Here is a 14,195-nt window from a genome sequence, read left to right as displayed (position 1 = left end):
CGTTTTTTATGAAAATTGGCGTTTTAGCCCGGTATCTCATTTTGTTGGTTTCGATTCTGGTTTATGTCGGAAGTTGTTCGTCGGATGTCATGAATTGGGCACAGCGGGAACGAATCATTGCCGACGATTACCGGTTTGGTGATTTATACCGGCTCGCGAATTTGCCCCAGTTCAAAGCCGTTCAAACGCCCTGCCCCCCCGCCTACCCCGATGACGGTCCCCGCAAGCCCATCCATTTCTACATCATTGGCGACAGCTTTTCCGAACCCCAGCGCCTGGGCCGCCAGGATTTACCGGTCGAGTATTTCCACCGAACGCAGTGGGATGTTCCGCAGCGCGTTCAGCTCGATACCTCGAAAACCAATATTCTCCTGCTTGAAACCGTCGAACGGCATTTTCGGGATCATTTCGGAAAGCACATCACAGAGCTGGCGATCGTTTCCGACACCAGCAAAACCGTTCCCGCTCCCAACCCACCGTTGACTTGGCGCAGTATGACGCATGCGCTGGAGGAATTGTTTTCCCGGGATGCCGTTGAAGCCCGGCTCGAAACTATCCTCTTTTATGCAGACTGGGCGCTCTGGTTCAAGGAGTTAAAAGCCTGGCTAACCTTCCAGTGGTTTAACCGGGCAAACCCAAAAACATCCGTGTCGCCCGACGGGCAGCATTTGCTGTATTATTACGACACGGATACGACGATGCATTATTCGTCGTTCAAACCACTTCCCGATACGCTGCTGAACCGCTATATCGATACCATCAATGTCGTGGCGGATCGGTACAGGAAATTAGGGTTTGACCAGGTGTATCTGTCGATCATCCCGAACAAAACGAGTATTTACGCTCCAAACATGGGCCCGCTTCCCTACAACCACCTGATCGAACGCGTGCAGCAACATCCACAGCTTGCGGTGCCGACCATCGACGTTTACAACGCTTACCAGGCGCAGGCCCGCCAAACGTTGCTGTACGAAACCAGTGATGCGCACTGGAACTGTCAGGGGCGACTGATCTGGATGCAGGCGGTAACCCAAAAATTGCTGGAAAACCCGCCCACCCGTTAACAACAAAAAAGCTTACCACGGTTTGTGATAAGCTTTGGAAGTAGGATGTAGCGGGCTCGAACCGCTGACCTCCGCCCTGTCAAGACGGCGCTCTGAACCAACTGAGCTAACATCCTGCGTGTTTCGGGTCACAAAATTAGGAGATTTCTTCAGTTTGCAATGGCACTCTGTAAACTTTTTGTGAAGGAATCCGCCACAAAAGCAGTAAGCCAATGATAAACAGCAGCAACAGAGCCAGTACGCTGTTGCGCATGCTGCCCGTGATTTGTTCAATCAGGCCATACATGAGGGTCCCGATCACGATGGAAAGTTTTTCGGTAACATCATAAAAGCTAAAAAAAGACGCTGTATCACGCGTAGTATCCGGAATCAGCTTGGAGTACGTAGCCCGGGAAAGCGCCTGAATACCGCCCATGACGAGGCCCACCAAAACCGCCAGCGCGTAAAACTGGTATTCGGTCATGACGTAATAGGCTCCGACGCAAATGCCGACCCAGATCGCAACGGCCATCATCAACGCATAAATATTGCCAAATCGCCCCGACAAGCGCGCAAATAGAATAGCGCCCGGAATGGCAATGAGCTGAATCAGCAGAATGGTAATAATCAGGCTCTGGGCGGGTAGCTTCAATTCATCACTCCCGAAAATGGTGGCGATATACATGACGGTCTGAACGGCCATGTTGTAAACAAAAAACGCCAGCAAAAATTTCTTGAGGAGTTGCTGCTGCTGTACCTGCGCAAACACCTTTTTTAACTCCCGAAAACCGTTGAAAATCCAGCTATTCCCCGCTTCGGCGCGAACTGGCCGTTCGGCTTCCGGCAAATAGCGAAACGACAGCAGGGCAAATCCAATCCACCAGATACCAACCGTCAGAAAGGAGATTCGGGAAGCCATCGCCCCGGATATTCCGCCGTACCACTGCGGAAACAGAATCATCGTCAGGTTGAATACCATCAGCAGCACGCTCCCGATATACCCCATCGTAAAACCCCGGGCACTAACCCGGTCAATCTGGTCTTCAGTAACAATTTCGGGCAGGTACGAATTGTAAAAAACAATACTTCCGCCCCAGCCCACCAGACTGAGAATAAAGCAGAAAACCGCAAACGTGGTGGTCTCCTGCGTAAAGAAATACAGCAGCGAACAACTAATGGCCCCCAGAAAACAGAAAAACTTCATGAACGTTTTTTTCTGCCCGCTGTAATCGGCCAGGGCGGAGGAAATGGGGCTTAACAGAGCAATTAATAGAAAAGAAGCCGAAACGGCATACGAGAACAACACCGAGTTTTTGACCGAAAACCCCAGAAAATCAATGACATTTCCGCCCGTTTCGTTCAGTGCCGTGGCACTAAAATAAACCGGAAAAATACTGGAAACGATGACCAGAGAATGCACCGAATTCGCCCAATCGTACAAACACCAGGCATTAATGACTCGCGGATTGTTTTTCATGAAAAAGGGTAGATTTAAGCCATGAAGAGAAAATCAACTCCAGATTCTCCACTTGTGCCGTACCGTATTGATCGTAAAAATAAACGGAAATTTGGAGTAATCACGCGTCCTGGCTTCGCCGGAGTGACCCGAATGGTTTAACCACTTCCTGCCGATTGGCCAATAGCTCCCGAATCCTTATTTACGGGCCAAAAATAATCATTCCACTAAACTTCTGGGGATTTTTCGGGGTTAAGCCTAGAGTTCACCGCCTTTCTGAATTGTACTCAAGATGAATCGACTTGCCCAGGAAAGTAGCCCTTATTTGTTGCAACACGCCCACAACCCGGTCGACTGGTTTCCGTGGGGGCCCGAAGCACTCCAGAAAGCCGCACAGGAAAATAAACCTATTCTGGTCAGCATCGGCTATTCAGCCTGTCACTGGTGCCATGTGATGGAACGGGAGTCCTTTGAAAACGAACAGGTAGCCCGGGTGATGAACAACTACTTTGTCTGTATCAAGGTAGATCGGGAAGAGCGGCCCGACGTTGACGCCATTTACATGGATGCCGTGCAGGCGATGGGCGTTCAGGGCGGCTGGCCGTTGAATGTTTTTCTGATGCCCGACGCAAAACCCTTCTACGGCCTGACGTACCTGCCGCCCCGCCAGTGGATCAACCTGCTCGAGAGCGTGCGCTCGGCGTTCGACAATCACCGGGATCAACTGGCCGATTCGGCGGAAGGCTTTGCCAACCAACTGAATATGAGTGTTGCCGAACAATACTACCTGACCGATACAGCCCCGGCCTTCACCCGCGAACAGCTCGATGCCATGTACCAGAAACTGGCCACCTCTTTCGACCCGCTGAAAGGGGGACCACGCCGGGCTCCCAAATTCCCGATGCCGAGTATCTACGGTTTTCTGCTTCGGTACTACCACGTCACCCAAAATCCGGAAGCTCTTCAGCACCTGCGTCGAACCCTGGATTTTATGGCCCTTGGCGGTATTTACGACCAGCTGGGGGGCGGATTTGCCCGGTATTCCGTAGATGATCAGTGGTTTGCGCCCCATTTCGAGAAAATGCTGTACGACAACGGGCAGTTGGTAACCCTTTACTCAGAAGCGTATAGCCTGGCGCCAAGCCCCCTGTATCGCAACACGGTTTTCCAGACCATCGCCTTTCTGGAGCGTGAATTGACCAGTCCGGAAGGCGGCTTTTATTCGGCGCTGGATGCTGATAGCGAGGGCGTGGAAGGCAAGTTTTATACCTGGCCCACGGCGGAGCTGCAAACCATTCTGGGCGACGATTTCGGTTGGTTCAGCGAGTTGTATCACATCAGCCCCGAGGGCAATTGGGAAGAACACGATGGCGTAGGCCGGAACATTCTGCACCGCGTAGTATCGGATGAAGACTTCGCCCGCATGCAGGGCCTGACCGCAGCAGAATTGGACGTCAAACTCTCAAGATCCCACCAAAAATTGATGGCCGTCCGCGATCAGCGGATTCGGCCCGGCCTGGACGATAAGATTCTGTGCTCCTGGAACGGCCTGATGATGAAGGGGTTGGTGACTGCTTACCGGGTTTTCGGCGAAGTCTCTTTTCTGGCCCTGGCCGAACGCAATGCCCGTTTTATTCAGGAAAAAATGACCAATTCGACCACAGGCCGCCTGTGGCATAGCTACAAATCCAGCCCGAGCAGTGCCCCAGATGGTTCAGGAATCGCCACGATTACGGCGTATCTGGAAGATTATGCCGCCGTTATTGACGGTTTCCTGGCGCTCTATCAGGCTACGTTCAACGAATCCTACCTGCTCGAAGCCGATCGTTTGGCCCGGTATACACTCGATCATTTCTGGGATGAACAGGATCACCTGTTTTATTTTACCGATCAGGCCGGGGAAGCTCTGATTGCCCGGAAGAAAGAAGTGTTCGACAATGTCATTCCAGCGTCCAACTCCATGATGGCCCACAATTTGTATACCCTTGGTTTATTGCTGGAACGGCCCATCGAAGGTGAGCCAGCCTATACCCAAATACTGGACGCAATGATGGGACGGGTGCAGTCGTTGCTCCAGCAAAATGCGGATTACCTGACTCATTGGGCCGCTCTGTATGCGTTACGTGTGCAACCCACGGCCGAAATTGCCATCGTGGGGCCGGAAGCGAGCCGGCTTCGGCGGGAAATTGATCAACGGTTTTATCCCAATAAAGTGCTGGCGGGGACCGAAACGGGTAGCCAGTTGCCCTTGCTGGAAAACCGGACACCGATCAATGGGCAAACCGCAATTTATGTTTGCTACAACCGAGCCTGCCAATTGCCGGTTACCCAGGTAGAAGATGCGTTTGCGAATTTGAATCGCGGCTAAAGAGTAATTACTGCACAGTCGTTATTTTTACGTCCTCCGCCATCAAATGCCGAAACGCGGAAACAATTTGTTGGTTGATGGTCGACGCTTTCCCGATTCCTTTTTGGTTTTTGGTCAAAGCCTGCGTCCGACCCAGAATCGTTAATACTAATCCAATAACCAGATAAAATCCGGCTAACATCAGCCGATGCCCAACTAACTTTCTCATAGGTATTTGATCCTTTTACAAACGCTCTTATTCGAGCGGTGATCCGTTTGACAAAGGTAGAAGACAATAACGGATTCTGTATGCGTAGTTTCCCCTGTTTTGGGCCGCGATTGTACGGTATTTCACCGGGCATCAGGAGAGTCGGCCCGGATTCTCATTGATGAAAGCAGACCATCCTCCTTTTTTCGACTTTTTACCGGTTGATTTTTTACCCGGCAATGCATCCTTGTGGAAATGATGGCAAATCGCGATAGCCAGCGCATCGGTGGCATCAAAAAATTCCGGCTCCAGTTCGACCTTCAACAAGTGGCTAACCATGTGCGACACCTGTTCTTTCGACGCATTCCCGTTGCCGGTTACCGATTGTTTAATCCGGCGGGGGGCGTATTCCACAATGGGAATCCCGCGGGAGAGACCGGCAGCCATCACAACACCCTGCGCCCGACCTAATTTCAGCATTGCCTGAACGTTTTTACCAAAAAACGGGTCTTCGATGGCCATTTCATCGGGAAGGTGTTCTTCGATCAGTTGCTGCATCCGATCAAAGAGTTTCTTAAGTTTCAGTTCGTGGGTGCTATATTTGCTCAGGTGAATGACACCGTATTGCAACATCCGCATCTGATCCCGCTGGACTCCGATGACTCCATAACCGGCAATCTGAGTGCCAGGATCGACCCCCAGAATAATCTTTTCGTACGACTCTTGATGGGAAGCGGGAGCTGGCATGGGCATGGTTTTTAGTCGTACGGTGTTTTAGCATTTACTATATGCAAAGTAACGGGTTCATCCCTCAAAGAATGCATTCGACCACTAAAAAAATCGTTTTTTGGTCAAAAATCGGCATTCTAACGCTGATTGTCACCTACATAGCGTTGACACTAAACCGTCAGCAGCACGACCTTCGTTCCGTCTGGGGGTATTGGCAATCGGCCAGCTGGTTCAGCATTCCGGCTTTTCTGCTCATTTTGCTGACTCCCGTCAACTGGTTGCTGGAAGCCCTGAAATGGCAAATCCTCGTTCGGCGCGTCGAACCCATTTCGCTGAAACAGGCCACCCAGGGAGTTCTGGCGGGACTCGCCATGGGGTTTGCGTTGCCGGCTCAGCTGGGCGATACCGCCGGGCGACTGCTCTCCCTCCGCTCCGACCAACGCTGGCAGGGCATCGGAGCCGCACTGGTTTCGGGCGGTATGCAGTTTTTTGCCGCCGTCCTTTTTGGTACAGTGGCGCTATATGTTCAGCTTCAAGGTGGAAAATCCCCGCAGCCAACCGTTCAATGGTTGTTGTTCTGGGCCCTGCTTCTGACTCTTTTGCTCGGTGGGGTGGCGGCCTGGCAACGGCACCGTTTGGCCCATACCGACATTCGGTGGATTCGTCGCTGGGAAAAATACTGGGTCGTAGCGGCTTATTACACCACCGCCGAACTCCTTTACGCTTTTGGAGCGGCCTGTGTTCGGTATCTGACGTTCTCGCTCCAATTCTACCTGGCGCTGCTCATTTTCGGGATTCAATTGCCGTTTCGGGAAACCGCTACCGGTATTGGTCTGGTTTATTTAGGCAAGACGATCATCCCGGCGTTCAACCTGCTGAGTGACCTGGGCGTTCGGGAGGCTACCTCGCTCTGGGTCTTTGGCCAATGGCAGGTACCCGCCCCCCAAATTCTGTCGGCAACCCTGACGCTCTGGCTGTTTAACATTATGGCCCCCGTGCTAGCCGGTTTATTCTGGGTCTGGAAATTAAAACTTTCAACCAATTGATTACTAATGATCTATACGGTTTTAAGTATATTATTGATTTATGCTTTTTTCACGTTTGTACTGGCGGTCATCTGGTGGCGAATGACGGTTTTTACCGATTCACCGACCACAACAGGCCCCAAAATCAGCGTCATCATTCCGGTGCGGAACGAAGAGTTTACGCTGCCGCTCCTGCTGAAGGATCTGCAACAGCAAAGTTACCCTGCCGATTGTTTTGAAGTCATTGTTGCCGACGACTCCTCAACTGATAATACCTTAAAAGTCATCCATTCGCTCCAGGGCGTCATGCCATATTCCCTCCGTGCGCTCCCCCTGACGAACGAACCGACCACCTCTCCCAAGAAACGGGCCATTCGCCAGAGCATCACAAGGGCAACCGGCGATCTTATCGTTACCACCGACGGCGACTGTCGCGTGGGTCCCCGCTGGCTCGCAACCATTGCGGCCTTTTATCAGCAAACCGGAGCCCGGCTGATCAGCGGCCCCATTAGCTTTACTCCCGACCATACGGTTTTTGGCAACCTGCAAACCGTCGAAAGCAGCAGCCTGATTGGGTCGGGTGCGTGTACGATGGCGATTGGCTTTCCGACCATGTGCAATGGTGCTAATCTAACCTACGAAAAGCGCGTTTTTGAAGAAGTAGGCGGCTTTGAAGGCATCGACCATGTGGCTTCCGGCGACGATGAACTGCTGATGCATAAGGTCGCCATACGTTACCCTAACGGTGTTAGATTTTTAAAAAGTCCGGACGCCATTGTTCATACAGCCCCGCAACCCACGCTGCGCGCCTTTTATCAGCAGCGAAAACGGTGGGCCAGTAAATGGCGGGCTTACCAGAGTATTGTGCCGTCGCTGCTGGCGGTTTTTATCTTTGCCAGCAACTTTGCTTTTCTGGCAGCTCCTCTTTTTTATTTTTTCGGGAATCTTTCGATCGCCCAACTTATCGGCCTGATGGCCTTGAAAGCTGTGCCGGAGTGGTTATTTTTGGGGTCGGTGCTGACGTTCTTGGAGAAAAAACGGCTAGTCGGCTGGATTCCGTTCACCCAGCTGGTTTATCCACTTTACGTTGTTTTTTTCGGTCTGGTTGCCCAGCAGAAAGGTTTTCAATGGAAGGGTCGCACCCTCCGCTGATGGTTTATAACTCGCCCTGATCAGCTGTTATGTTTTTGCATAAAACCAATTTCCTGCTTCGTGCCGTTTTTCCGCGGTATACCTGGCGCGTGAAAACGCCGGAAAAAGTCATCTACCTTACGTTCGACGATGGCCCGATTCCGGAGGTAACCGAATTTGTCCTGGAAACTCTGCAACAATACCGGGCTCATGCCACCTTTTTCTGCATCGGCGACAATGTCCGCAAGCATCCGGCCATCTTCCAGCGCGTGCAGCAGGATGGCCATTCCATTGGCAATCACACGTTTAATCACCTCAATGGCTGGAAAACGGAAGACAAGCCGTACCTGGACAACTTTCGGCAGTGTCAGCAGCAACTGGGCATTCCGACCCGGCTTTTCCGTCCACCGTACGGCCGAATGAAACGCAGCCAGGGGACGGAGGTGTTGAAAACACACGATGTCATTATGTGGGATGTGCTAACGGGTGACTTTTCGTTATCCCTGAAGCCGGATGTTGTTTTGCATAAATCCCTGAACTATACAGAGCCCGGTTCCATTATTCTGTTTCACGATAGCATCAAGGCCTGGCCCCGAATGAGTTACGCCCTGCCCCGGTTTCTGTCCCATTTTTCAGAACAAGGTTTCCGCTTCGACGGTTTACCGCAAACCGTTTCGCACCCGTGACGCTCGACGCCCGCCTTAGTTTACTACTTTATTACTCATTACCGACTCAAGTGGTCTGGAAAGACCCCGCTATTCATGATTGATACGCACGCTCATATTTACGACGACCAGTTTACCGATCCGGAATCCATGCTGGCGGCTGCCTCCGCGCAGGGCATCTTCCAGATTTGGATGCCGAACTGCGCAGCCGAAACCATCGATGGTATGATGGCACTCGCCGAGCGCTATCCCAATCGCTGCCTGCCCATGATGGGTCTGCACCCCTGCTACGTGAACGAAACCGTTGAAAACGAACTGGCTACGGTTGAAAACTGGTTAAACCGTTACCCCTTTCCGTTCATTGGCGAAATTGGGCTGGACTTTTACTGGGATCTGACCCATATCGATCGCCAGTTTGAAGCCTTTACCATTCAGCTTCAATGGGCTTCACAGCGAAATTTACCGATTTCCATTCACAGCCGTTCAGCGAAAGATGGTAGCCGCAACGCCTTTGCCGAAGCAGCCGATTTGATTGAAAAACTGGCTTTGCCTAACCTGACCGGTATTTTCCATTGTTTCGTGGGAACGACCGATGAAGCCCACCGCGCCATTGAACTGGGCTTCAAGTTGGGCATTGGCGGAGTTTCAACGTTCAAAAACGGCGGTCTAGACCAAGTCATTCCATACATTGGTCTGGAACACCTGGTGCTCGAAACCGACGCGCCTTACCTGGCACCTGTTCCCTATCGGGGCAAACGCAACGAGCCCGCTTACCTTAGTCTCATTGCCCAGCGAGTTGCTGATCTAAAACAAGTTCCACTGGAGCAAGTCATTGGGCAAACCACCCAAAACGCCCAGCAACTTCTCCCTCGTTGATGATGTACCGTACCATTCGCATCAATCCGGTTTTGCCCGACCACTCCCGCTCATCCGTTCTGGTGATATACACCGGAGGCACCCTCGGTATGGTTTATGACCGCCATAACGACCAGTTGGTTCCCTTCGATTTTGAACAAATTCTGGATCGGGTTCCTGAAATCCGGCGGTTGGATTTTGAACTAACGGTTATTGTTCTGGACGAGCTGATTGATTCGTCGAACATGAAACCGTCGAACTGGATCAATCTGGCCCGTATCATCCGGGATAACTATACGGCGTACGACAGCTTTGTCATTCTGCACGGAACCGATACAATGGCCTATACCGCTTCGGCCCTGAGTTTTTTGCTGGAAGGATTGAACAAACCGGTTATTCTGACGGGAGCGCAGTTGCCCATTGGCGTAGCCCGGTCGGACGCCCGCGAAAATTTCATCACCGCCATGGAGATTGCGGCAGCGCAGGAAAATGGTGAGCCGATCGTACCGGAAGTCTGTATTTATTTTAACTCACTGCTCCTGCGGGGTAACCGCGCTAAAAAGAAAGAAAGTGTTCATTTCAACGCCTTCCATTCGGAAAATTACCCGCACCTGGCCATGGCTGGCGTCAATATCGAGTACAATAAGCCTTTTATTCGTCCCTGTCAGCCGGAATCAACGCTGACTGTATACGAGGCTATGAACACTGAGGTTGTGGTTCTACCGTTGTTTCCGGGTATTCAACCGTCCATCATCAATTCCATTTTACGCATTCCGGGTTTGAAAGGCCTGGTGCTGGAAAGTTACGGCGCGGGCAACGCACCCACCGAAGCCTGGTTCCTCAACGCTCTGGAAAATGCTATTCAGCAAGGCCTGATCATCTTCAATGTTTCCCAGTGCGACGGTGGGCGCGTAACTCAGGGACGCTACCAAACCAGTAAACAGTTGGATGCCATCGGCGTACTAAGCGGCAGTGACTGTACGGTAGAAGCGGCCGTCACGAAATTGATGTTTCTGCTGGCGAATGAAACCGACCCTGAAATGATAAAAAAACGGCTGGTTAACCCGATTTGTGGAGAAATGAGCCCGTAAATGCCGAAAAACCGATTGTAAATGTCAGGAATAACCGTCATCTTTGCATCCCAATTCAACCCAGAGAGGTGTCCGAGTGGTTGAAGGAGCACGCCTGGAAAGTGTGTATACGTCTCAAGCGTATCGAGGGTTCGAATCCCTTCCTCTCTGCGAAATGCCGTTTCTAGCCACAGGAGCGGCATTTTTCGTTTTGTAATAAAAGACAATTGCATAGCAAGAAAACAAAATCGATCGGCATACAAGCTCGTTGAACTGTGTGATAGAAAGGAAACTGGCTTAAATTTCAGTCAAAACTGACGCACGAAACGGGCGAGGTCACTGCCGAAACAAGAAACCAAGCAAGACAAGAACTGGAATAGCTAGCCAGCTAATTAGATAGGGTTTGTTGAGCGCGATTTCTATCGTAAGACCTGTCTTTATAAATGGTAAAAGTACAGCCTCCTGAGCGCTACTTCCACAACAGCAGCTGCAAAAGCCTATGGGACCGTATAGAAAAGGCCAAGAGGTTTACAAACTAGCATCTTACTGTCCTGCTACCGGACGGCTGGTGGCCTCCTCAATCAAGGATAGTACATCTTTATAGTCTGTTAGCGTCGCTAACGGTTTAGCATGGCCGCGAATAAATAGGGTACAGTACGTACTCGCCGTCCGAGTTACCATCTCAATACAATTCACATTGACTAGACAGGGCATCTGGTCGTCAGCATTGGTCACTTGAATAAAAACAGGATTCATACGGAAGGAGACAAAATTACCCCTAATGTTACAAAAAAATGGGTTGTCAGCTGCGCCTATGTTAGTTTACTTCTATAAATGTTTCAGACCGAATATTGAGGCATCTTGTGAAGCTACACTTGTTTCACCTAGGGGAGCCTTCACTGAGAATCCTTTTTTGGCGAAGATGAATACCAATCTTATGTGATGCCGTTTTATATAAAGACAGGTCGAAGCGAGATTGCGCATCAACTTTCGCAGATCGTACAAACTACGTTTAGGTTGGAACCTAATGTGAACGCAAATGTAACAACAGCTAAAAAGATTGTATAAAAAGCACAAGGAATAGCTTTTAGTCAATCATAAGCTGGTTTAGTTGGATGGAGGTGTTTGCCAAGGTTGCCATAAGTTGAGAAGCCGAGTCAGCCCAGTCTTTCTTTACATCCATGAAGTCATAAAAAGGCCACTCCTGGAAGAACAAGTATCATTGTTTGGGTAGCCACCAGCACCATACAAAAAGCCTTTGCCGGTATAATGCTTGGCAAAGGTTTTTGAAAGCGGCTTACCGGCGGACTATACCTGGGGGCGATCCCAGAAAGCAGGCGGTTCTACGCCTAAGGTACGTAGGTAAACGTAAGCCTGACCCCGGTGATGAATTTCATTATCAATCAGGTAAAAAATAAACCAGTAGATAGGGCCTTCGTACAGACCAAACGCCTTATCGACTTCTTGGAAACGAGTGAGTGAAATCTGCCTCCAATGGGTATTAATCGTCTCGGTCACCCAATCCCACTGCTTCAGTACCTGCTCCTTTGTCGTTGCTTTAGGGTGAGCCTCCGCACCCGCGCCAAATGAAGGCCACTCGCCCGAAACAACACCCTGCATGCTCTGTTCGGCCAGTAGCAGAACTTCATCAATCAGCGCCGAACAAGGTCGCATGCCGCCCAAGGTATACGAAAAGTAGTGCTCGTCGGGGTAGGCCTCGATCAACCGACGGGTGAGTCCCCGGTGTCCCTGCCAATGGGCAAGAAGTTGCTCGGGTGAGAGGACGGTCCGATCCATCGTCTGGCTAAGCTGCGCTGTGTTTTCCATGCCCTGCTATTGTTTAAAATTGTCGATTGATTGACAACACAAAGAAAAAACAGGGCAGTGACAACGGTATGTCAGCAGTACACCCACTCGATTATAAATAATTAATTCCAGTTGTAAGATTCTTACTTCTTAATGACAGGAAGGTAATTTTGGAGTCTTCACACTTCGACCTTACCTGTGCTATGCTCCAAAAGGTGATTGCAACGGCGCTGGCCGCCAGATTACTGTTTCATAGACGACTTTCGAAAAGCCACAGGCCATCAAGAAGGCATCAGTTGCCAAATTTCAGGTGCAGAAACACTGACCACAGCCTTGCTTGCTGTTACTCAGTTCATAATCATTCGGCGGTCTAACTCGCAACGACAGGATGAGCCATCTTTTGCGTTTCTTAAAAACATAACCGACAACGCATTGAAACGGTGTTCTCTCAGACCAACGGCCATTCTCCCGCTAAGATTCACGCCGTTACGGCACAAGCTTTTTTACTTAAGTTCAGTTATTCATCATGGCCTCTGATCAACTCACAACTTGAATTAAGGTTTACTGGCAAGGATTTCAGCCAGTTTTCTTCCTAATGCTTCACCGCGAATACTTTTAGCAATAATTTTCCCATCAGGGCCTATCAGGAAATTTTGAGGAATAAACCGAATGGCGTATTGCTTCGCTACCTCATTATCCCAACTTTTTAGATCCGAAACGTGGGTCCAGGCTAGTTTGTCTTTATAAATAGCTTTCATCCACGCTTCTTTACCCTCAGGGCCACGCCCATCCAGTGAAACTCCTAATACGGTAAAGTTTTTGGCTTTGTATTGCTGGTAGTTTTTCACAATATTCGGATTTTCGGCCCGGCAGGGGCCGCACCAACTTGCCCAAAAATCAACCAGCACGTACTTTCCCCGAAAGCTACTCAAAGATACTGCCTTACCAGAGGTATCAGCTTGGGTAAAATCAGGAGCAAGTGCTCCTACTGAAGTAACTTGGATTAGAGCTAATTTCTTTGCGTATTCTTTGCCCAGCTTGCTATTTTTAATGGTGTTTGATAGGTTGTTAAACAAAGGCTTTAATCTAGTAAAATCATGATTTATATCTGTATACTGATCGAGTAAATGCAAACTCAACATGGAAGTTGGATGGTCTTTGATAAACTGAGCTTTGATACTATTTTGTCCGTCAAAAATGGCCTCTTTCCGTTTCTCAATAGCTTCTTTAAAATCTTTATCTTCTTTTGATTTTGGTGTAGCGGCCTGAAGCTCTTTCTCTAACTGAGCTGATTGCTGCACAATTGGCTCAAGTAATCTTTTTAGTTTCTGATGATCAAAATTCATCGGTGATCCACCTACAACAGCGTTTTGAATAGAGTCAGGACTAGTCACAGTGATGATACCTGGTTCTAGATAGAAACGGATGGGTGTTTGATCAATAGCAAGCCAAGCATAATAAGGTTGATCGACTGTTCCTGAAATGATGAATGACCCATCCACAACCTGAGTTGAATCCGAATGAAGGGTTTTTGTTCTTTCCACGGCATAGCGCACATAAACTTTGGCTCCTGATGGAACCTTCCCTAACTTGCCTTCAATCTTATAAACACTACTTTGAGCCCAGAGCAGTGCAGGACTTAAAAGCAATGAAATTAATAGAAAAAATTTCATGATTGTTTGGTTTATTAGTTAGCGATTGTAACAGTAGTAGCAAACATTTTGCTGTGCGTTATTGTATCAACCCCTATAAAGTTGGAGAGTTTTGTTAAAATAGTTTAGTCCATCAGGCGGCTTCAGTAGCAGCCCAATCCGGCTGATTCTGTGGTTGCTCTGATCGTAATTTCATGCCCTCCTGCCA

At 49.7% G+C, this 14,195-nt stretch carries 12 protein-coding genes, 2 tRNA genes and 1 pseudogene; 9 read left to right on the top strand and 6 right to left on the bottom strand.

Going from position 1 to position 14,195, the window contains the following annotated elements; all coding sequences use genetic code 11:
• Positions 1-8: 8 nt before the first annotated feature.
• On the top strand, positions 9-1,064 hold the full coding sequence (locus tag ACYVH9_RS30785; protein WP_460640297.1) for a hypothetical protein: 1,056 nt from the start codon (positions 9-11) through the stop codon (positions 1,062-1,064).
• Between the two features lie 41 nt (positions 1,065-1,105).
• On the opposite strand, the gene ACYVH9_RS30780 is transcribed toward ACYVH9_RS30785, so the two are convergent.
• Both ACYVH9_RS30780 and ACYVH9_RS30775 read right to left on the bottom strand, forming a co-directional pair.
• Positions 1,106-1,180: transfer RNA gene (locus tag ACYVH9_RS30780), tRNA-Val, on the bottom strand.
• A 20-nt stretch (positions 1,181-1,200) separates the two neighbouring features.
• Complete coding sequence (locus ACYVH9_RS30775; protein WP_460640296.1) at positions 1,201-2,520, bottom strand: MFS transporter; 1,320 nt, start codon at positions 2,518-2,520, stop codon at positions 1,201-1,203.
• 271 nt (positions 2,521-2,791) lie between these two features.
• Here ACYVH9_RS30775 and ACYVH9_RS30770 point away from each other — a divergent pair, with 271 nt between their 5' ends.
• Positions 2,792-4,867 carry a thioredoxin domain-containing protein gene (locus tag ACYVH9_RS30770; protein ID WP_460640295.1) on the top strand — a complete coding sequence of 692 codons (2,076 nt, stop codon included), beginning with the start codon at positions 2,792-2,794 and terminating at the stop codon, positions 4,865-4,867.
• A 7-nt stretch (positions 4,868-4,874) separates the two neighbouring features.
• Here the strand turns inward: ACYVH9_RS30770 and ACYVH9_RS30765 are convergent, their stop codons facing one another.
• Both ACYVH9_RS30765 and ruvC read right to left on the bottom strand, forming a co-directional pair.
• Complete coding sequence (locus ACYVH9_RS30765; protein WP_460640294.1) at positions 4,875-5,075, bottom strand: hypothetical protein; 201 nt, start codon at positions 5,073-5,075, stop codon at positions 4,875-4,877.
• A 132-nt stretch (positions 5,076-5,207) separates the two neighbouring features.
• Entirely contained in the window at positions 5,208-5,801 is a 594-nt protein-coding gene (gene ruvC / locus ACYVH9_RS30760) for a crossover junction endodeoxyribonuclease RuvC (RefSeq protein ID WP_460640315.1), read from the bottom strand.
• Between the two features lie 71 nt (positions 5,802-5,872).
• Here ruvC and ACYVH9_RS30755 point away from each other — a divergent pair, with 71 nt between their 5' ends.
• The 6 genes from ACYVH9_RS30755 to ACYVH9_RS30730 all read left to right on the top strand — a co-directional run bounded on the left by ACYVH9_RS30755 (position 5,873) and on the right by ACYVH9_RS30730 (position 10,700).
• Positions 5,873-6,829 carry a lysylphosphatidylglycerol synthase domain-containing protein gene (locus ACYVH9_RS30755; protein ID WP_460640293.1) on the top strand — a complete coding sequence of 319 codons (957 nt, stop codon included), beginning with the start codon at positions 5,873-5,875 and terminating at the stop codon, positions 6,827-6,829.
• A 6-nt stretch (positions 6,830-6,835) separates the two neighbouring features.
• Positions 6,836-7,960: a glycosyltransferase family 2 protein gene (locus ACYVH9_RS30750; RefSeq protein WP_460640292.1), complete on the top strand. Its 1,125-nt coding sequence runs from the start codon at positions 6,836-6,838 to the stop codon at positions 7,958-7,960.
• Between the two features lie 29 nt (positions 7,961-7,989).
• The gene (locus ACYVH9_RS30745; RefSeq protein ID WP_460640291.1) at positions 7,990-8,625 is read left to right on the top strand and encodes a polysaccharide deacetylase family protein; all 636 of its coding nucleotides are present in this window, start codon (positions 7,990-7,992) and stop codon (positions 8,623-8,625) included.
• Positions 8,626-8,700: 75 nt separating this feature from the next.
• Positions 8,701-9,480, top strand: coding sequence for a TatD family hydrolase (locus ACYVH9_RS30740; RefSeq protein ID WP_460640290.1), 780 nt, complete (start codon positions 8,701-8,703; stop codon positions 9,478-9,480).
• Positions 9,480-10,550 (top strand): asparaginase, encoded by a 1,071-nt coding sequence (locus ACYVH9_RS30735; protein WP_460640289.1) that lies wholly within the window; start codon positions 9,480-9,482, stop codon positions 10,548-10,550. Before ACYVH9_RS30740 ends, ACYVH9_RS30735 begins: the two co-directional genes overlap by 1 nt.
• 62 nt (positions 10,551-10,612) lie before the next feature.
• Positions 10,613-10,700 (top strand) — tRNA-Ser (locus tag ACYVH9_RS30730).
• Positions 10,701-11,837: 1,137 nt separating this feature from the next.
• Here the strand turns inward: ACYVH9_RS30730 and ACYVH9_RS30725 are convergent.
• Positions 11,838-12,356 (bottom strand): DinB family protein, encoded by a 519-nt coding sequence (locus tag ACYVH9_RS30725; protein WP_460640288.1) that lies wholly within the window; start codon positions 12,354-12,356, stop codon positions 11,838-11,840.
• Between the two features lie 327 nt (positions 12,357-12,683).
• Here ACYVH9_RS30725 and ACYVH9_RS30720 point away from each other — a divergent pair.
• Positions 12,684-12,888 (top strand): annotated as a pseudogene (locus ACYVH9_RS30720) (IS982 family transposase); the annotation flags it as partial.
• Between the two features lies 1 nt (position 12,889).
• Here ACYVH9_RS30720 and ACYVH9_RS30715 read toward each other — a convergent pair.
• A complete protein-coding gene (locus tag ACYVH9_RS30715) occupies positions 12,890-14,008 on the bottom strand; it encodes a redoxin domain-containing protein (RefSeq protein WP_460640287.1) in 1,119 nt (372 codons plus the stop codon).
• Positions 14,009-14,195: the final 187 nt, after the last annotated feature.

It is taken from the genome of Larkinella harenae, from assembly GCF_054780515.1.
The sequence above is the reverse complement of the archived record's forward strand: the minus strand, read 5'-3'. Positions and strand labels throughout refer to the sequence as shown.

What these genes read in the sequence shown, in the direction of transcription:
- ACYVH9_RS30785 (WP_460640297.1), top strand. Translation starts at nt 9, where the DNA reads ATGAAAATTGGCGTTTTAGCCCGGTATCTCATTTTGTTGGTTTCGATT.
- ACYVH9_RS30775 (WP_460640296.1), bottom strand. Translation starts at nt 2,520, where the DNA reads ATGAAAAACAATCCGCGAGTCATTAATGCCTGGTGTTTGTACGATTGG.
- ACYVH9_RS30770 (WP_460640295.1), top strand. Translation starts at nt 2,792, where the DNA reads ATGAATCGACTTGCCCAGGAAAGTAGCCCTTATTTGTTGCAACACGCC.
- ACYVH9_RS30765 (WP_460640294.1), bottom strand. Translation starts at nt 5,075, where the DNA reads ATGAGAAAGTTAGTTGGGCATCGGCTGATGTTAGCCGGATTTTATCTG.
- ruvC (WP_460640315.1), bottom strand. Translation starts at nt 5,801, where the DNA reads ATGCCAGCTCCCGCTTCCCATCAAGAGTCGTACGAAAAGATTATTCTG.
- ACYVH9_RS30755 (WP_460640293.1), top strand. Translation starts at nt 5,873, where the DNA reads ATGCATTCGACCACTAAAAAAATCGTTTTTTGGTCAAAAATCGGCATT.
- ACYVH9_RS30750 (WP_460640292.1), top strand. Translation starts at nt 6,836, where the DNA reads ATGATCTATACGGTTTTAAGTATATTATTGATTTATGCTTTTTTCACG.
- ACYVH9_RS30745 (WP_460640291.1), top strand. Translation starts at nt 7,990, where the DNA reads ATGTTTTTGCATAAAACCAATTTCCTGCTTCGTGCCGTTTTTCCGCGG.
- ACYVH9_RS30740 (WP_460640290.1), top strand. Translation starts at nt 8,701, where the DNA reads ATGATTGATACGCACGCTCATATTTACGACGACCAGTTTACCGATCCG.
- ACYVH9_RS30735 (WP_460640289.1), top strand. Translation starts at nt 9,480, where the DNA reads ATGATGTACCGTACCATTCGCATCAATCCGGTTTTGCCCGACCACTCC.
- ACYVH9_RS30725 (WP_460640288.1), bottom strand. Translation starts at nt 12,356, where the DNA reads ATGGAAAACACAGCGCAGCTTAGCCAGACGATGGATCGGACCGTCCTC.
- ACYVH9_RS30715 (WP_460640287.1), bottom strand. Translation starts at nt 14,008, where the DNA reads ATGAAATTTTTTCTATTAATTTCATTGCTTTTAAGTCCTGCACTGCTC.